Source organism: Verrucosispora sp. WMMC514, from assembly GCF_027497295.1.
GTDB lineage: Bacteria > Actinomycetota > Actinomycetes > Mycobacteriales > Micromonosporaceae > Micromonospora > Micromonospora palythoicola.
This window is the reverse complement of sequence record NZ_CP114906.1, coordinates 1,947,842-1,964,497: the sequence shown is the minus strand read 5'-3', so window position 1 is coordinate 1,964,497 and position 16,656 is coordinate 1,947,842. Positions and strand designations below refer to the sequence as shown.

Here is a 16,656-nt window from a genome sequence, read left to right as displayed (position 1 = left end):
GGCCCCTGGTTCACCCGGCGCCTTTCAACGGCGCGCCCTTGGACCGCATGAACGGGACCGGGTCGATGGCGCCCCGGCTGCTGCGATCGCCGTCGACGTGCACCTCGAAGTGCAGGTGCGGCCCGGAGGAGTTGCCGCTGCTGCCGACATCGCCGATCACGTCACCGGCCTGCACCGTGTCGCCCACGGCGACCAGGGGACGATCCACCAGATGACAGTAGCGGGTGATGATTCCCTGGGCGTGCAGCACGTCGACGAACCAACCGCAGCCACCCTTGCCGGGCCAGCCGTCCTCGTCGCAGCTGAGCCGTCCTCTCCGGTCGGGGTCGCAGCGGGAGACCAACACTCGGCCGGTCGCCGCGACCCTGATATCGGTGCCCTTCGGTGCGGCGATGTCCACACCGTTGTGTCCGGGCCGACTGGCGGTCCGGAATCCGGAGCCGACTCCCCCCGGAATCGGTGCGGTCCAGCCGGAGGCGGCGATCTCACCGCCTGCCGCGGCGTCACACACCTCCTGCCCGGCGATCAGCGCGGTTCGTGCCGCGCCACCGGCCAGCGCGTCCACGATCCGGGCGGCCAGTTCCTCGTGTTTGGCGTACGCGTCCGGGAAGGCGCTGATCTGGACCCGCTGGGCGGCCACGGTAAGTGAGAGTTTCTCCCAGTCGGGTAGGTCGAGCAGTTTCTCGTAGAATTTGCGGGACGCGTATTCGGGATCCATCCGCTGGGCGACCGTGCCCCACGAGGCCCGTTGCTGGAAGAGACCGAGGGAGTCGTGGTCGGCCCCGATCCCCTCGTTCGGAATGTCCCGCGACTCGCCGACCGTGCTGTTGGCCAGGTTCAGCAGCCGCGACTCCTGCATGGCGGTCGCCACGGCGATCACCCAGCCCCGCGGTGGCACCCGCATCTCCTGGCCGACCTTGATGATCACTGCCGCGTTCCGCAGCTGGCGTTCCCCGTACTCGGCGAAGCGCGGCATCTTGCCGGTGACGTCCACCTCGAAGTCGCCGGTGCACTCCATGCTGGCCGGGCTGAGCTGCTCGGCGGCGTCGCCACCCAGCTCGGTGAGGAAGAAGGCACCGGCGCCTCCGGTGCAGCAGAGCAGCACCAGCGCCGCGGTGAGCGCGGCGGCCAGGGCACCGGTCCGGACCGGTCGGCGAGGACCGTGCTCACTCATTCCCGGCTCCAGTCCACCGCGTCCACCAACCATCGTCCGTCGGGGGCCAGCAGTTCGAGCCGGAGTTGCCCCTCGTCAAGCGGGATCGTCGCCTCCACGAAGGTCTCGCCGCGTGGGCGCAGGGTGACCTCACCCGTGACCGCTTCGGCGGGCACGCTGGCCGGGTCGGCCCCGACGAGCTGGTCGGTCAGACCGGCGGTCGAGAGTGGACGCAGCGCGTCGTGCCAATCCTCGGCGGTCTGGCCCGGGCGGCCGAGCCAGGCGGCGGCGAAGCGGGCGGCCACCACATCCGGGGCCGGCTGACCGGGCCGGGTGACCGGGGACGGCGTCGTGGTCGTGGAGATCGCACCGTCGTCCCCGGTGGTCGGGTGCACGGTGGTGATCGGGTCGGCCGGGCGATTGCTCAGCCCGGCGGCCGGATCGGTCGGGCCGGCCACCAACCGGGCCGCCCCGACCACCCCGAGCACCAGTACGGCGATGCCGAGTGCGACACCCAGCCGGGACCGCAGCAGCCGCAGGAACAGGAACTCGAGCGCCCGACGCACGATGGTCACCGGGCCTCGGAGCGGACCCGTGGCGTCGGCTTCTCGGGCATCCGTTCGGCCGAACCGGGACGGTAGATGACGTAGGAGGGGTTCTCGTCCGGAACGTCCGGCTCGGTCCAGGAGGCCGGCTGTCGGCGACGGGGCTTGGGCGCGGCTGCTCTCTTGGAGGGTTGCTCCCGGGTCTTGTCGTCGCCGCCTCCGGCCTCGCGGTTGTCCGTCCGCTTCGCTGCGGCGGGTGCGCCGCTGGGGACGGGGTCCGGACGAGCCTCCGGCCGTACCTTCGGCTGCTCCGGTGCGATCGCCCGGCGCCGCCCAACGCTTGGCTCGGCGGTGCCTCCTGGCTCGGCGACGTCGAGCCGGGCCGCGGTACGCATGTCCCGGAAGAACCGGCGGTGCCAGGAGCCCGCCGAGCTGACCGCCTCACTGTTGTCCTTCCCGCCGAGCTGGGTGATCCGGCGGTAGGGGCGCAGCAGCAGCCAGCCGACCACCCCGCAGAGCCAGACCAGCACCACCTGGAGCCAGCCGGGGAGGGTGGCCGTGCTCATGATGAGGTCGACCGCGAAGAGGTAGATGGCGGCACCGGTGCCGAAGATCGCGATGTTGAACAGCGCCGCCACCACCGCGTTGCCCAGCCGTCGCAGACCGGCGCTGGCCGGTCGGAGCAGACCGATGGTGCCGAGGATCGGCGCCGCGATCACCGCCCACCGGAAGATCAGAAAGCCGAGCAGCACCAGCAGTGACGCGGTCAGGTCGAACATCGCGAAGAGCAGGGCGGCGAGCACCGCGATGAACCCGGCGCCCACCCGGTCCATGTCCCGGACGCCCTGCAGATACTCGTAGGCCTCCGGATCCTCCCGCTCGATCTGCGCGGCGACCGTCATCCACTGCTGCTTCTTGGCGCTGATGGTGGCCTCGCGAAGCTCGGGGCTGGTCCGAATCTTCTCGGCCTCGTCCCAGGACAGCGCCTTGGCGTCGTAGAGCGCTTCGCCGTACTTCCTGGCGGTCTCGCTGTCGGCCGAGCCGAGCGCCCCGCGCAGCCAGTTCCGGTAGAGCATCGCCTCGGCGGCCGTGTCGCTGGCCCGGACCGCCGGTGGCCGCTTGTCCGTGCAGGCGTCCGGGTTGGGCATCGCACATCGGTCCGGCGGCACGTCCTTGGCGGCCGGGCCCACCGCGTCGTGCACGACGCCGAGCGTGGAGACGAGGGCGCCGTCGGCGAGGTTCGCCGACTTGACCGGCCAGGCGGCCAGCGCGGTGACCGCCACCATCACCACCAACGCCCAGCCCGCCGTGGTCATCGCGCTGCTCATGTCGGACTGGCGCGAGCGCCAGAGCAGGTAGAGCCCGACCACGCAGAGCGTGACGATGCCGAAGACGCTGAACACCTTCTGGTAGATGGCCTTGGTGGCCTGGTCCACCAGGGGATCCGCCCAGCCCCACATGGTGCCCGGATCCCAGGCCCGTTCGCGCAGTGCGTTCGAGGCGCCGATGATCGCCGTCGCCATCATGAACTCGCCGTTGGCGATGGTGTTGGTGAACTTGTAGTCCGGATGCAGCAACGTAGTCGCGCAACCAGATTCGATTTTGTAAGTGCTGTAGCTGTAACCGGCATAGCCGTAGTTCGTGTAATAGCCCTTTGGACCTCTCAGTTTCGAGGCCTCGGGGCGGGAGGCGAACCAGCCGGCGATGCCGGAGTCGGGGGCGGTTGGCGTCGGAGGGTTGAGGCAGGTCGCCTCCGACTCCGCCACCTGCTGCAGTTTGGTGACGCAGGCGCGGAAGTCGACCTGCCACTCCTCGGTCGTGCAGAGTTCGGCCGCCGCGGCCTGGTACCCGGCCGGAGCCGCGTACGCCGGTGTGGCCGTGAGCCCGGGCCAACTGATCGTGGCTGCGGCGAGAACGCCGAGTGCCAGGAGGAGCGCCGTGATCCGTGCCCGGGCCCTCGCCATGTCACGCCTCCAAGTCGGGCAGCACGGTCGGCAGCACCCCTGCGGCGGCGGCGATGGCGGCGGGGGTGGTGTCGAGGTGGTCCAGCAGTCCGTCCACGTAGGAGACGTCGACCCGGACCTTCTGGACCCGGCCGTCGACGTCGCGCATCACGAACTCCCGGAAGCCGAGCCGGTTGGCCGAGGTCGCGTCGGCGGTGGAGAGCGAGGCGAGGGTGGCCTCGTAGCCGTCGTCCACCGGTACGCGTAGCAGTCGCAGCGCCTCGGAGGCGATCTCGGCGTCCTCGGCGATCCGGCCGACGAACACGGTGGAGACGAGGTTCTGTACGTCGAGACCGAGGATGTCCCGGGGGTTCTGCGAGGCGACGAGCGCGGCAAGGTTCCATTTGCGAGAGTCACGGGCGAGTCGGACGAGGAAGGATCGGCCGGAGCGCCACCCCTCCATGAAGTGCGCCTCGTCCAGGCCGACCAACTTCCGGGAGGCCATCGAGCCGCCGTAGCAGCGGCGGACCGCCAGCCGGTGCGCGGTGTGCAGCATCGGCAGGGCGAGTGCCTCCTCGGCCGACCAGTACTCGCGTTCGATCTTGAGGTCGGGCAGCCGCAGGCCGGCCATGGTGATCACGGTGAGTGCGGCGTCCGGGCCGAGCAGGCCCTCCGGCGGGCGACCGAAGAAGAGCATCGCCAGTGGCATCTCGGCGGTGTCCAGTAGCAGGTTGGCCAGTTCCCGGCCGGCGTCGTCGTCGAGCTGGCCGAGGCAGGTGACCACGTCGTCCAGAGTGGAGGTCTCCTCGGCGGGCACCTGGCGCACGGCGTGCCGGAACAGCGTGGCGGTGGAGGCCTCCCGGGCCACCTGCGGTGGCACCAGCATCATGCAGATGTCCTGTACCAGCATCCGCCGCTCGGCCCGCGCGTTGGAGACGGCGATCTCGAACTCCCGGTCGCCGGCGGCTCCGGCGGCGAACTCGCTGCGCAGCGGGGTCGGGATCAGTGAGTACGGTGCCAGCGTGCCGTGCTCGGAGCCGGTCAGGTTCAGCACCCGCGAGTAGGGACGAAGCTCCGGCATCGCGCAGAGCCGGGCCAGCGGGCCGGACGGGTCGAGCAGGGTCACCTGTACGCCACGGCGGGCGGCCAGGTAGCCCAACGCGCCGAGCAGCGTGGACTTGCCGCCGCCCGGTTCGGCCACGAAGACCGCCAGGCCGGAGCGCTCCCGCACCTCCATGGGGAAGTGCAGGTCGAGGAAGACCGGGCGACGGCAGGTGCCGGCGGTACGGCCGATCAGGTCGCCACGTCGGTCACCCACCGTGGAGGCGGCCTGCGGCAACGCCGCCGCGAGCAGGTTGACGGGCATCCTGCGCACGTAACCGGTGTTGGCGATCGGCTCACCCGGGATGAACTCGCGGGCCAGCCAGTCCTGGTTCTTCGGGTGCTGCAGGGAGATGCGCAGCTCGCGCGAGTAGAGCTGGATGAGCCGGCGGGCCCGTTCCAGGCACTCCTCCCGGGTCCGACCGCCGACCGCGATGCGGTGCCAGCCATGGGCGCGGGCTGAGTCGACCGGCAGCCCCGTGGTCATCTCGTCGCCGATGACCAGCGCGCGCTTGGCGAGTCGCTCCAGTTCGGGCGGCGCGTCGATGCCGTGTTCGGCGTAGTCCAACTGCTGTGACCGGATCATCCGGAGTCGGTGTTCGAGGTTGCGGAAGGAGTCGCCGGAGCCGAGGATGTCGACCCGGGTGGAAAGTTCCATCGGCCAGGGCAGTCGCTCGTGGAAGTGCAACCAGGGTTCGTGCCGCTCGGGGATCTCCAGCGGCTCCATCCGACCGACGGCGAGCACCGCCACGTGTCGTTCCTCGCCGGTCATCCGGTGGACCAGCTTGACAGTGGAGCCGTACGGCGTGCGGTAGCGCTCGACCTGTTCGGTGAGGGCGAGCAGGTCGCCGCGTTCCCAACGACCGTCGGTGATGGGTGAGAGCGTGCCCGGGGGTGCCATGCAGAGCGCCACCGACCGGTAGAGCAGCCATTCCAGCTCGTGCGCGGTGACCCGCCGCCCCCGCATGCCGAAGGCGCCGAGCACCTCGTCGAACTGCTCGACGGTGCGGCCGAGCTTGCGCCGCTCGCCCTCGGCGACACCGCGACCGAAGGTGCGCAGCAGCCGTTCGGTGAGCGAGTCACCGAGGGAACGGCGGGCGAAGGTGACGCCGAGGTAGGTCTGGCCCTCGGCGTGATTCACCGACAGCAGGTGGCGTTGCGCGGCGACCAGGTGCTCGGCCCAGCCGGCGGTGCCGGGGACGTCGGGCAGCGGCGCGGCGGTGTTGGCGTCGATGGTGCGGGCCCATTCGTCGGCCGGGAAGGGCCGGGTGGTGCGGCGCAGGTGCAGTCGGAAGCCGGCCAGGCCGGCGTACTGCTCGGAGATCGCCGAGAGCAGCGCCTCGCGTTCCGCGTCCGGCCGGAAGGCCCAGCGCACCTCGGGCAGCCAGTACCAGGCGGTGACCGTGTTGGGGGTGAAGGTCAGGTGCCCGGCGATCTCGGTGATGGCCAACTCGACGGCCGGATCACGATCGCCGAACTTGATCCTCGGTGGTCGGACACGGAGCGGCTTGACCGGCCGGTCGCGGTGGTCGACGGACCGTTGCCGGGGAGCCGGACGGTTGGCCGGCGGCGCTGACCGACGTGGCGTCTTCCCGGACTCGTCGGTCGGTGCCGGGTCGTTGTCGCGGGCGCGGCGGTCCTCTCGGAGCGGGCGGTCGTCCCCGGTGGGCCGATCGTCGGCGGGCGGCCGGGCGGTCGGCAACCGGTCCGCCGGGGAGGGCGCCACCCGGGACGAAGCCGGCGGCGGGTTCGTGGCCGGCACCGGGCCCTCGACCAGGCGGCCGGGCGGCGTGGCCGGCGGCGTGACCGGCGTCAGGTCGGGCGGTCGCGGTGGCGCCGGCGGCGCCGGTGGCGGAGCCGCCCGACGGGCTGCCGGTGCGGGCCCGACGGCGGGCGGCGGTGCGGGATGCGGCTGCTGCGGCAGGGCTCGTGCGGGGTGCCCGTTGCCTCGCTGGGCGGGACCGGGCCGGGGGTACGCGCCACCGAAGAGGTCGAGGAACGGCGAGTCGATGTCCGCACCGTCCCGGCTGGCCGGGGTCGAGTCGGCCGGAGCCGCTCGACGCTGCGGCGGGCGGGGTGCCTGGAACACCCCGACGCTGCCGTGCGCCGGGGTGGTGGCGAGTGCCGGATCCACCGTGGTCTCGTCCAGCCCGTCGGCTTCCGGGTAGTCGAACGATCGCGCACGGTTACCGTGTGGTGCGGCCGGACGTCCGGCCGGGGATCCCGGCGTGGCGGAGCGGCTCATGCGATCGCCCTGCCCGTGTCCTCGTTCGGCCCGTACGGCGTGCAGCCGGTCATGCCAGTTCCTCCCGGATCCTGATCCTGCTGCCGACCAGGCGCGGATCGCGCTGCTCGGCGGCCGGCTCCCGGGTCCGTCGCCAGTCGGTCAGCGCGGTACGGATCACCATGCGCGCCGGACGGTCCGGGTCGACGTACCGGAAGACGAACGAGGTGGTCACGATCGCGAGGGCGATCTCCCAGGCGGGGAAGAGTTCGACCCGCAGCGTGAACAGCCAGTGGATGAACATGTAGAGGGGGACGAGCAGCATGAACAGCCCGTACTGGGCGTACGGCAGGTGGACCGGAAGGGTGTAGCCGGGCGGCCCGAGATAGACCAGGCGAGCCCGGTAGATGTCGTCGTCGGTGCGCAGCCGCATCTCGTGCCCGCGTCTATTCGAAGATCAGGTTGATCAGGAAGTCGCCGATGAAGAAGAGGGTGGCGGCTCCGGCGATGAAGGCCAACCCGACGATCGCGATGGCCGAGCTGGTCAACACCTTCGAGATCTCGCCTCGGCTGGCGCGGCCGATGAAGATGACGCCCAGCACGGCGAGCAGGATCGGCGCGATCTTGCTGGCGAAGAAGGTGACGACGCCCTCGGTGTCGATCCCCTTCGGTTCCTCCGCGGCGAGCGGAATCGACGACACCAGGGTGGAGAGCAGGTGGAGGGCGCTTGTGGACGCCGTTTCCATCAGCTCGATGGCGATCACTGAAACCTCCCCAAGTCGCGGCCGGCGGCGCCGCGGTGGTGCAGTAGGCAAGCCTTGCGGGATCGGTGCTCACTGTGCGCAGTGCTCGGGACTCTGCGTACGACAACCGCCACGAAGGGTGGCGATTTTTGGGTGGGTTGTCCCGCTTCGGCCCTCCCTCCAACCGTCGCCATCTCGATGCTGGACAATTCCACAGCGTACGGGCCGCCCCTCTTTGCGACAAGCCGCGAAGATGCTGCCCGAACCGACCTGGACGACCGATCGTACACCTGTTCCAATTGCCATGTCAGGATGCTCGAACGGGGCCGTCCGTGAGGGGCGGCCGGGCCGGTACCGTCCTACTCGTGACCGATCTGGTACGGGCTCCGGCCCCGGTGGTGATGGGCGTCCTGAACGTCACGCCCGACTCGTTCTCCGACGGCGGACGCTACGCCGACGTCGACGCCGCCGTCGCACACGGCGTCCGGCTCCGTGCCGACGGCGCGGAGTTGGTGGATGTCGGTGGAGAGTCGACCCGGCCGGGTGCCGACCGGGTGGACGCGGAGACCGAGGCCGCCCGGGTGGTGCCGGTCATCCGCGAACTGGCCTCGGCGGGCGTCCCGGTCAGCATCGACACCACCCGGGCCCGGGTCGCCGCCGCGGCGCTGCAGGCCGGCGCGGCCGTGGTCAACGACGTCTCGGGAGGGCTCGCGGATCCCGACATGGCCCGGGTGGTCCGGGACGCCGGCTGTCCCTGGGTGCTGATGCACTGGCGCGGCCACTCCCGCCGGATGAGCGAGCTGGCCAACTACGGTGACGTGGTCGCCGACGTCCGTGCCGAACTCGGCCAGCGCGTGGACGCGGCCCTCGCCGCCGGGATCGAACCGAATCAGATCATCATCGATCCGGGCCTCGGCTTCGCCAAGAACGCCGCCCACAACTGGCAGCTCAGCGCCCGGCTGCCCGAACTGATCGCCCTCGGCTACCCGGTGCTGTTCGGCGCGAGCCGCAAGTCGTACCTGGGTCAACTGCTGGCCGGCCCCGACGGCGTGCCTCGGACGACCGACGGCCGGACGGCCGCCACCGTCGCCACCAGCCTGCTCGCGGTGGCCGCCGGCGCCTGGGGGGTACGCGTGCACGACGTGCGGGCCACCGTCGACGCGCTCGCCGTCTGGCGGGCCACCGGCCGTCCCCGGTTGGCCGCTCCGTCGGCGGCCGAGGCCCCGCCCGCCGGGTCGACGGCCGGTCAGGTCGTGCCGTCGGACGCCGCCGAGTGGTCCGCGGTCGACGGGCGGGGTCGGCGATGACCGACCGGATCGAGCTGACCGGCCTGCGGGCACGCGGCCGGCACGGGGTGTACGACTTCGAACGCGCGAACGGTCAGGAGTTCGTGGTGGACGCGGTGCTCGAACTCGATCTGGGACCGGCCGCCCGGTCCGACGACGTGCGGGACACGGTGCACTACGGCGAGTTGGCCGAGCGGCTGGTCGAAGTGGTCACCGGCGAGCCGGTCAACCTGATCGAGACCCTCGCCGATCGGCTGATCGAGGTCTGCCTGACGGATCCGCGGGTGTCCGGCGTGACGGTCACGGTGCACAAGCCCGAAGCCCCGGTGCCACACGCCTTCGCCGACGTGGCCGTGACGATGCGCCGGACGCGTACCCGATGACCCGCGCCGTGCTCTCCCTGGGCAGCAACCTCGGTGACCGACTCGCCCACCTGCGCACCGCCCTGACCGTCCTCGGTGACAGCGTCCTGCTGGTCTCCGGGGTCTACGAGACCCCGCCGTGGGGCGACACCGAGCAGCCGACGTACCTGAATGCCGTGCTGCTGGCCGCGGACCCGAACGCCGATCCCTACGACTGGTTGGCGCGGGCCCGGGCGGCGGAGGAGGCCGCCGGTCGGGTCCGGGACCCGGAACGGCGCTTCGGTCCCCGCACGCTCGACGTCGACGTCGTCGCGGTGTGGACCGACGACGACCGCCCGGTGGTCAGCGCCGATCCCGAGTTGACCCTGCCGCATCCCCGGGCACATCTGCGCGCCTTCGTGCTGCGGCCGTGGATCGACATCCAGCCCTACGGCCAACTGCCCGGGCACGGCTGGCTCACCGACCTGCTCACCACCGGGCCGGTCGCCGTCGAGGTGCCGGAAGTGAGCCCCCGGCCCGATCTGACGTTAGAGTCGACGGCATGAGCGAGCGCAGTGAGCGGACCATCAGGCTCAGCGCGACCGGGTCTCATGGCGGGGCGGCGTGCGGCGGGGTACCGGCATGAGCGTGTCCCCGCCACCCGACGGGTCGCGGATGGGTCCCACCCGCATCTCGACCCTGGTGGTGACCGCCCTCGCCGCCGCCGCGGTGGCCTGGCTGTTGATCAGCGGCATCTACTACGAGCGGCTGCCGCCGCTGCCCTGGTTGCCGGTGGTGACACTGGCCGGACTGGCCGTGCTGGAGGCGTACGCCGCGATCAACACCCGGGGTCGGATCGACCGCCGACCGGGGCGGGACCCGGTCAATCCGTTGATGGTGGCTCGGTTCGTCGTGCTGGCCAAGGCATCCGCACTGGTCGGTGCCATCTTCACCGGCGGGTACGCGGGGCTGACCGGTTGGTTGTTCGTGCAGCCGACGCGGGCCGCCGCCGATGACCGCCCGGCGGCCATCGCCGGCCTGCTGGCCTCGGCCGCCCTGGTGGCCGCCGCACTCTGGTTGGAGCGGGCGTGCCGGGTCCCGGAGCGGCCCGACGACGAGCATGAGCCGGACGACTGGGAGAGCCACCCGGGTCGTCGCTAGTGCGACCGCCCGAGGCCTGCCCGGGTGAGCCTTCACCCGGCCGGGCACCTCGGGGGCGGACACGACCCGCGCCGCCGGCCCCGCCCAGCAGGGGGTTCCGCCCGGCTCGGACGCGCGGGTACGGTGCCTCCGACCGAAAGGCAAGGCCCGCCGCCGGTCCGCCCGTGCGTCGGTGGAGTCCGGGCGGCCGCTGGAAGGCAGGAATCATGGGGTACGACGAACCGGGCCGTGACGGACCGCCGGAGCCCGCCTCGGCCGGTCCCGCGACCGGGGCGGGGGCCGTCCTCGACGATCCCGACGCCGAGCCGGCTCGGGACCGTTTCGGCGTCTACATCGTCTGGGAGACGTTCCTGCTGCTCGGCTTCGGCGCTCTTGTCTACCTGGTGTGGCGTGAGGATTCCGCGGTGCTGCGCGGCAGCGGGTTGCGGGATCTGATCGTCGACGTGATCGGTCTGGGTCTGCTGGCCCTGGCCGTCGGGCTGACCCTGCGTACCGCCGCGGTCAACCTCGCTGTCGGACCGGTGGCGGTCGCGGCCGGGCTGCACTTCGCCGAACAGAGTGACCGCGGGGTGCTTGGCGCCGTCGGCACGGCCACCGCGGCGGCGGCGATCGGTGGGCTGCTGCTCGGCCTGGTGGTCGTGCTGCTGCACGTGCCCGGTTGGGCGGCGAGCCTCGGTGGTGCCGCCGGCGTCATCGTCTACATCGAGCAGCGCTCCGCGCCGGTGCTGGTGCAGGGCGATTACGACCCGCGGGGCACCGCCGGACAACTCTTCGTCGGCTTCGCCGCGATCGCGGTGTTCGGTGGGCTCCTCGGAGCGGTGAGCCCGATCCGCCGGCTGGTCGGTCGGTTCCGTCCGATCGTCGACCCGGCCCGTCGGCGGGGTACGGCTGCCGCTGTGGTGGCCACCACCGGGTACGTCTGCTCCACCGTGCTCGCGACGCTCGCCGGAGTACTGATCGCCTCGATGGAGGGGGCGGTGACGCCGGCGGCGGGACTGGACTGGACGGTGCTGGCGGTGGGCGCGACGCTGCTCGCCGGCACCAGCGCGTTCGGGCTGCGTGGCGGGGTCTTCGGCACGCTGGTGACGGCCGGTGCGATCGGGCTGTTCCTGGCGTACGCGCAGGCCCTTGGCTGGACGGTCAGCCGGTGGACGGTCGGCGGCGTGGCGCTGGCCGGCGGGCTCGTCGTCACCCGCCTGGTGGAGACGTACGGACGTCCGGCGCCGGTGCTCGGGGCACTGCCCCCGCCGCCGCCGGAGCCGGCCGCCGAGGGCGGGTGGAGTGTGACGCAGCCGCAGCCGGTCGGTGACTGGCCGCCGGTGCTGCCGGCCCAACCTCCCGTCGGCAGCACCGACCCGTGGGGAGCCCGGCGCTGGGAGACCGGTTCGCGTACCTGGGAGGCCGACGATCGGTGACCGGTCGGCAGCTTGTCGGCGCGCCGAGAGTGATCTCGACGGTTAGGCTCGGCACATGACCGACACATCATCGATCTCCGGCGGCCGGTCGTTCGAGGAGTTGGACGTCCTCTCCACCGAGGAACTGCGTGAACGGGCGTTCACCCTCGCCCGGGAGCGCCGGGACGTACGGTTCTTCTGGTCGGTGCTGCGGCACCTGCCGAACGCGGACGAGGCGGCCGCGCTGGACGGTGCGCCGAACTCGGTGGGGCCGACGGTCGACGAGGCGGTGGCCCTCTGGCGCGAGATGACCGGGCACGGCTACGAGGAGTCCGCGCCGCTGCTGCGCGCCGCGTTCATCGACTACCTGATGAAGCACTAGCGGGCCAAACGCGCGTACCACCATAAATGACGCCTCGCGTTTGCCTGCGTCGATCCGCTGGGAAATAGCGGGGCCATGGCTCTCACCAATCGATACAAGTCCGCACCGGGCGCTGGCACGCTCGCCGCGCTCATTCTGGTCCTCGTCTTCGGTAGCCCCTGGTACGTCGACTGGGCCAGGGACAACACCGATGCCGACAGTGCCGGCGGGTGGTTTTTGAGACTGCTCGCCTGGCCGGCCTGGCGATTCGACTCCGACGACTCGATCCAGGAGATCTTCGCCGATGACCTGCGGGCGATCCTCGTGGTCGTCCTCACCTTCCTGTTCCTCTACCTGCTGCCGGGCTCCCAGCTGGCCCGGGCCCGCGGCACCATCAGTCAGTTCTTCGCCGGCTGGGCGGCGTTCGTCTTCGCCGGGGCCTTCGCGGCCCTGCTCACCACCCTGATCCGGACCAACCCGTCGCTGCTGGGCGCCTTCCAGGCGGCGGGGGACGGCGCGGAGTACGGCCTCTTCGTCGGCTGGATCATCGGCATCGCCACCCTCGGCGGCTACCGGGGCCGGCGCTGACCGGTCGGCCGGGTCCGCCGCGCGCGACGGACCCGGCCGACCACTCGGGCCGGAGTCACCTGCGGCGCTCCACCCGCCGGTTCGACCGGCGACACCGTTGCGACAGTCAGTTGACCGACTCAGTGATCGTCAGGAGGCGTTCCCGGCTGAGCGTCCCGACCGGCCGGCCGTCCTCGGTGACCACGGCCCGGCCACCGGCCGAGGTGAGCAGCACGGCCAGCGCGTCGTACGCCGACCCGCCCAGCGGTACCGACGGCAGGTCCTTGCCGCCGTCGACCGGCAGCGGATCGATCACCTCCCGGGTCACCGGGGTGACGGCCAGCCGGCGGATGCCCCGATCGGCTCCGACGAACTCGCGGACGAACCCGGTGGCGGGCGCGCCGAGCAGTGTCGCCGGGGTGTCGTACTGCTCCAACCGGCCGCCCTCGGAGAGCACCGCGATCCGGTCACCGAGCCGGACGGCCTCGTCCAGGTCGTGGGTGACCAGGACGATGGTCTTGCGTACCTCCGCCTGCAACCGCAGGAACTCCTCCTGCAGCCGGGTACGCACGATCGGGTCGACGGCGGAGAAGGGCTCGTCCATCAGCAGCACCACCGGGTCGGCGGCGAGCGCCCTGGCCACCCCGACCCGCTGCCGCTGGCCGCCGGAGAGTTCGTGCGGGTACCGCCGGCCGAACTGTGCCGGGTCCAGACCGACAAGCTCCAGCAGTTCCTCGACCCGACGCTTGACCGGACCGGTGGCCCAGCCGAGCAGCCGGGGCACGGTGGCGACGTTGGCGGCCACCGTCTGATGCGGGAAGAGTCCGACGTTCTGGATGACGTAGCCGATCTGGCGGCGCAGTTTGACCGGGTCGACCCGGGTGACGTCGGAGTCGTTGAGCAGGATCCGGCCGGCGGTCGGTTCGATCAGCCGGTTGATCATCCGCAGTACGGTCGACTTGCCGCAGCCGGACGGGCCGATGAGCACGACCAGTTCACCCTCGTCGACGTGCAGGCTGAGCTCGCGGACCGCCTCGGTGCCGTCCGGGTAGCGCTTGCCGATGCCGTCGAGCGTGATCGACGCCGCGCGTCGATCGTCGCCGGCCCCCGGGGTAACGTCCACGTATGTCCTTCCGCCTGAGCTACCGGGCTGATCCGGGTAACCCGTGGTTCTCCTGGCAGTACGTGCGGGACAACTCTGACACGGTGCTCGACGCCCTGCGTGAGCACACCACGCTGACCCTCCGGGCGGTGCTCATCGCCGCGCTGATCGCCGTCCCGCTGGCCGTGCTGGCGTACTGGTTCCGGCCACTCACCGGGCCGATTCTCGCACTGACCGGAGTGCTCTACACGGTCCCCTCCCTGGCCCTGTTCGCATTCGTGGCGCCCTATCTGGGCATCGGCGTCGCGACCGTGCTGAGCGTGGTGGTGCTGTACGCGCTGCTGGTGATCGTCCGTAACACCGTCGCCGGGCTCAACCAGGTGCCGGCGGAGGTCCGGGAGGCCGCCGAGGGCATGGGCTACGGCCGCTGGGGGCGACTGCTGCGGATCGAGTTGCCGCTGGCCCTGCCCGGCATCCTGACCGGCCTGCGGTTGGCCACCGTCTCCACGGTCGCCCTGGTCACCGTCGGTGTGGTGATCGGACGGGGCGGGCTCGGGCAGATCATCTTCGCCGGCTTCCAGAACAACCTCTACAAGGCTCAGATCATGACCGGGACGTTGCTCTGTGTCCTGCTGGCGCTGGTGCTCGACCTGCTGCTGGTGGGCGCCGGTCGGCTGCTCACCCCGTGGCTGCGCGGGAGGACCGGATGAGCGCCGCGACGAATCCGGTGTCCCAGGCGGTGGTCTGGCTCAACGATCCGCTGAACTGGACGAACCCGGGCGGCATCCTGGACCGGCTCGGCGAGCACGTCAGCATGTCGGCCGCCGCGGTGCTGCTGGGCTGCCTGGTGGCCTGGCCACTGGGTCTCTGGCTGGGCCACACCGGCCGCGGCGGCGGGCTGGTGGTGCTGGTCTCGAACCTCACCCTGGCGGTGCCCACGCTCGCCCTGCTGACCATCCTTCCGTTGACCTTCCTCGGTTTCGGTCGGCCGGCGGTGGTGCTCGCGCTCGCGGTCTTCGCCGTGCCGCCGCTGCTGGCCAACGCGTACACCGGGGTGCGGCAGGTCGATCCGCAGACCCGGGAGGCGGCCCGTGGCATGGGCATGACCGGGGTGCAGGTGCTGCGCCGGGTGGAACTGCCGCTCGCGGTGCCCTATCTCGCGGCCGGTTTCCGGACCGCCGCCGTCCAGGTGGTCGCCACGGCGGCGCTGGCGACGTTCGTCAACGGTGGTGGCCTGGGGGAGATCATCCGGTTCGGGTTCGGCCTGAGCATCGCGGTCGGTGGTGGCCAGATCCTGGCCGGTGGGCTGCTGGTGGCCGGGCTTGCGGTAGGCGTCGAACTGCTCTTCGCGCTCGTCGAGCGGCTGGTCACCCCGCGCCCGCTGCGCCGCGCCCGGCGCGGTGCCGGGCGCCGCGCGGCGGATGCCGTGGCCGGCTCCTGACCAGGGGACGACTCAGGACATCGAGCAACCCGGCGCGGGGGGCTGGTCGTGCGATCCGCCTCACCGGTACGGCGTCCGTCGGGCGCGACGACCCCGATGGGTGACGTTCCGGTGACGAATGCCTCGTCGGCTTGTCGGTGGGGCACGGCAGGATGTTGGGTGGACATCGCGGGCGGCAGGCGAGATCGCCCGTCGGACACGCGGCCGGCCCATCCGGGCCGCGCCGGGACACGGAAGGCGGGCTCATGCGCGCAGGTAGAAGACTGTCCATCGCGGTCGCGGGGGCTGTCGCGGCGGCGACGGTCCTGGCTGGGTGCGGCGACGCCGGCTCCTCCGGCACCGAGGCACCCCAGCAGGGTGCCTCGGGCGAGGGTTGCGCGCCGGTGGCCGGTGAGCAGTTGATCGCACTCGAGGACGACAAGTCGCTGCAGAACGCCGACAACATCATCCCGGCGGTCAACAGCGAGGTGGCGAACCCCCAACTGATCGCCGCGCTCGACAAGGTCTCCGCGGTGCTCGACACGCCGAAACTGGTGCAGCTCAACAAGGCGGTCGACGTGGACCGCAAGAGCGCCCAGGCAGCGGCGCAGGAGTTCGCCGACGCCAACTCGCTGACCGACGGGGTGCAGCGGGGACCGGGCGGACGGATCACGGTGGGGGCGGGCAACTTCACCGAGAGTGAGATCATCGCCGAGCTCTACAAGATCCAGCTGACCGCCGCCGGCTACCAGGTCTCCGTGCAGCAGATCGGCAACCGGGAGTTGTACGAGCCGGCGTTGGAGAAGGGCGAGATCCAGGTCGTCCCGGAGTACGCAGCCACCCTCGCCGAGTTCCTCAACGGCAAGGTGAACAGCGGCGGCCAGCCGGTCTCCTCGCCGGACGTCGACAAGACCGTCACCGCGCTGCGTGGCCTGGGTGAGCAGGTGGGTCTGACCTTCGGCGCGCCGGCGGCCGCGCAGACCCAGAACGCCTTCGCCGTGACGGAGGAGTTCGCCGACAAGTACGGCGTGCGGACCCTCTCCGAACTCGCCGAGAAGTGCTCGGGTACGGCGACGGTGCTGGGTGGTCCGCCGGAGTGCCAGGAGCGCCCGTTCTGCAAGCCCGGTCTGGAGCAGACCTACGGGCTGTCGGTCGGCTCGTTCTCCTCGCTCGACGGCGGTGGGCCGTTGACCAAGACCGCGTTGCGCAACGGCACGATCAGCGTCGGCCTGGTCTTCTCGACCGACGCGGCGTACGCGCAGAACTGAGTTCGAGCGCGATGGCGCCCCGGCCGACTCGGCCGGGGCGCCATCGC

Annotated in this window: 17 protein-coding genes; 10 read left to right on the top strand and 7 right to left on the bottom strand. The window is 71.6% G+C overall.

Features of this window, described 5'->3' with window-relative positions:
- Nucleotides 1–10 precede the first annotated feature (10 nt).
- The 6 genes from O7597_RS08995 to O7597_RS08970 are packed head-to-tail and all read right to left on the bottom strand — an operon-like array spanning nucleotide 11 to nucleotide 7,730.
- Nucleotides 11–1,174, bottom strand: coding sequence for a M23 family metallopeptidase (locus O7597_RS08995; RefSeq protein ID WP_281582440.1), 1,164 nt, complete (start codon nucleotides 1,172–1,174; stop codon nucleotides 11–13).
- Nucleotides 1,171–1,728 (bottom strand): hypothetical protein, encoded by a 558-nt coding sequence (locus tag O7597_RS08990; RefSeq protein ID WP_281582439.1) that lies wholly within the window; start codon nucleotides 1,726–1,728, stop codon nucleotides 1,171–1,173. The genes O7597_RS08995 and O7597_RS08990 overlap by 4 nt, the downstream gene beginning before the upstream one ends.
- Nucleotides 1,725–3,662 carry an MFS transporter gene (locus O7597_RS08985; RefSeq protein WP_281582438.1) on the bottom strand — a complete coding sequence of 646 codons (1,938 nt, stop codon included), beginning with the start codon at nucleotides 3,660–3,662 and terminating at the stop codon, nucleotides 1,725–1,727. The genes O7597_RS08990 and O7597_RS08985 overlap by 4 nt, the downstream gene beginning before the upstream one ends.
- Nucleotide 3,663: 1 nt before the next feature.
- Entirely contained in the window at nucleotides 3,664–6,987 is a 3,324-nt protein-coding gene (locus tag O7597_RS08980; protein ID WP_281582437.1) for an ATP-binding protein, read from the bottom strand.
- A 49-nt stretch (nucleotides 6,988–7,036) separates the two neighbouring features.
- Nucleotides 7,037–7,399 carry a hypothetical protein gene (locus O7597_RS08975; protein ID WP_164448629.1) on the bottom strand — a complete coding sequence of 121 codons (363 nt, stop codon included), beginning with the start codon at nucleotides 7,397–7,399 and terminating at the stop codon, nucleotides 7,037–7,039.
- A gap of 13 nt (nucleotides 7,400–7,412) precedes the next feature.
- On the bottom strand, nucleotides 7,413–7,730 hold the full coding sequence (locus tag O7597_RS08970) for a hypothetical protein (protein WP_164448628.1): 318 nt from the start codon (nucleotides 7,728–7,730) through the stop codon (nucleotides 7,413–7,415).
- 344 nt (nucleotides 7,731–8,074) lie between these two features.
- Here O7597_RS08970 and folP point away from each other — a divergent pair, with 344 nt between their 5' ends.
- The 7 genes from folP to O7597_RS08935 all read left to right on the top strand — a co-directional run bounded on the left by folP (nucleotide 8,075) and on the right by O7597_RS08935 (nucleotide 12,840).
- Nucleotides 8,075–9,016, top strand: a complete 942-nt coding sequence (gene folP, locus O7597_RS08965) for a dihydropteroate synthase (RefSeq protein WP_281582436.1) — start codon at nucleotides 8,075–8,077, stop codon at nucleotides 9,014–9,016.
- Nucleotides 9,013–9,378, top strand: a complete 366-nt coding sequence (folB, locus tag O7597_RS08960) for a dihydroneopterin aldolase (RefSeq protein WP_281582435.1) — start codon at nucleotides 9,013–9,015, stop codon at nucleotides 9,376–9,378. Before folP ends, folB begins: the two co-directional genes overlap by 4 nt.
- Complete coding sequence (gene folK, locus O7597_RS08955; protein WP_281582434.1) at nucleotides 9,375–9,902, top strand: 2-amino-4-hydroxy-6-hydroxymethyldihydropteridine diphosphokinase; 528 nt, start codon at nucleotides 9,375–9,377, stop codon at nucleotides 9,900–9,902. Before folB ends, folK begins: the two co-directional genes overlap by 4 nt.
- A 109-nt stretch (nucleotides 9,903–10,011) precedes the next feature.
- Entirely contained in the window at nucleotides 10,012–10,497 is a 486-nt protein-coding gene (locus O7597_RS08950; RefSeq protein WP_269738753.1) for a DUF3180 domain-containing protein, read from the top strand.
- A gap of 206 nt (nucleotides 10,498–10,703) precedes the next feature.
- Complete coding sequence (locus O7597_RS08945; protein ID WP_281582433.1) at nucleotides 10,704–11,912, top strand: ABC transporter permease; 1,209 nt, start codon at nucleotides 10,704–10,706, stop codon at nucleotides 11,910–11,912.
- Between the two features lie 55 nt (nucleotides 11,913–11,967).
- Nucleotides 11,968–12,273 (top strand): hypothetical protein, encoded by a 306-nt coding sequence (locus tag O7597_RS08940; RefSeq protein WP_093409856.1) that lies wholly within the window; start codon nucleotides 11,968–11,970, stop codon nucleotides 12,271–12,273.
- A gap of 75 nt (nucleotides 12,274–12,348) precedes the next feature.
- Entirely contained in the window at nucleotides 12,349–12,840 is a 492-nt protein-coding gene (locus tag O7597_RS08935) for a hypothetical protein (protein WP_269738557.1), read from the top strand.
- 106 nt (nucleotides 12,841–12,946) lie between these two features.
- Here O7597_RS08935 and O7597_RS08930 read toward each other — a convergent pair whose 3' ends face one another.
- Nucleotides 12,947–13,942, bottom strand: a complete 996-nt coding sequence (locus tag O7597_RS08930) for an ABC transporter ATP-binding protein (RefSeq protein ID WP_281582432.1) — start codon at nucleotides 13,940–13,942, stop codon at nucleotides 12,947–12,949.
- Between the two features lie 2 nt (nucleotides 13,943–13,944).
- Here O7597_RS08930 and O7597_RS08925 point away from each other — a divergent pair, with 2 nt between their 5' ends.
- From O7597_RS08925 to O7597_RS08915, 3 genes are all read left to right on the top strand, one after another.
- Nucleotides 13,945–14,631 carry an ABC transporter permease gene (locus tag O7597_RS08925; RefSeq protein WP_269738555.1) on the top strand — a complete coding sequence of 229 codons (687 nt, stop codon included), beginning with the start codon at nucleotides 13,945–13,947 and terminating at the stop codon, nucleotides 14,629–14,631.
- Nucleotides 14,628–15,362, top strand: coding sequence for an ABC transporter permease (locus tag O7597_RS08920; RefSeq protein WP_269738554.1), 735 nt, complete (start codon nucleotides 14,628–14,630; stop codon nucleotides 15,360–15,362). Before O7597_RS08925 ends, O7597_RS08920 begins: the two co-directional genes overlap by 4 nt.
- A 245-nt stretch (nucleotides 15,363–15,607) precedes the next feature.
- Nucleotides 15,608–16,609, top strand: a complete 1,002-nt coding sequence (locus O7597_RS08915; protein ID WP_269738553.1) for a glycine betaine ABC transporter substrate-binding protein — start codon at nucleotides 15,608–15,610, stop codon at nucleotides 16,607–16,609.
- Nucleotides 16,610–16,656: the final 47 nt, after the last annotated feature.

Bases quoted from the DNA above. Each gene is read 5' to 3' on its own strand.
- O7597_RS08925 (WP_269738555.1), top strand. From the start codon at position 13,945: ATGTCCTTCCGCCTGAGCTACCGGGCTGATCCGGGTAACCCGTGGTTC.
- O7597_RS08920 (WP_269738554.1), top strand. From the start codon at position 14,628: ATGAGCGCCGCGACGAATCCGGTGTCCCAGGCGGTGGTCTGGCTCAAC.
- folK (WP_281582434.1), top strand. From the start codon at position 9,375: ATGACCCGCGCCGTGCTCTCCCTGGGCAGCAACCTCGGTGACCGACTC.
- O7597_RS08935 (WP_269738557.1), top strand. From the start codon at position 12,349: ATGGCTCTCACCAATCGATACAAGTCCGCACCGGGCGCTGGCACGCTC.
- O7597_RS08985 (WP_281582438.1), bottom strand. From the start codon at position 3,662: ATGGCGAGGGCCCGGGCACGGATCACGGCGCTCCTCCTGGCACTCGGC.
- O7597_RS08995 (WP_281582440.1), bottom strand. From the start codon at position 1,174: ATGAGTGAGCACGGTCCTCGCCGACCGGTCCGGACCGGTGCCCTGGCC.
- O7597_RS08945 (WP_281582433.1), top strand. From the start codon at position 10,704: ATGGGGTACGACGAACCGGGCCGTGACGGACCGCCGGAGCCCGCCTCG.
- O7597_RS08975 (WP_164448629.1), bottom strand. From the start codon at position 7,399: ATGCGGCTGCGCACCGACGACGACATCTACCGGGCTCGCCTGGTCTAT.
- O7597_RS08950 (WP_269738753.1), top strand. From the start codon at position 10,012: ATGGGTCCCACCCGCATCTCGACCCTGGTGGTGACCGCCCTCGCCGCC.
- O7597_RS08940 (WP_093409856.1), top strand. From the start codon at position 11,968: ATGACCGACACATCATCGATCTCCGGCGGCCGGTCGTTCGAGGAGTTG.
- O7597_RS08980 (WP_281582437.1), bottom strand. From the start codon at position 6,987: ATGAGCCGCTCCGCCACGCCGGGATCCCCGGCCGGACGTCCGGCCGCA.
- folB (WP_281582435.1), top strand. From the start codon at position 9,013: ATGACCGACCGGATCGAGCTGACCGGCCTGCGGGCACGCGGCCGGCAC.
- O7597_RS08915 (WP_269738553.1), top strand. From the start codon at position 15,608: ATGCGCGCAGGTAGAAGACTGTCCATCGCGGTCGCGGGGGCTGTCGCG.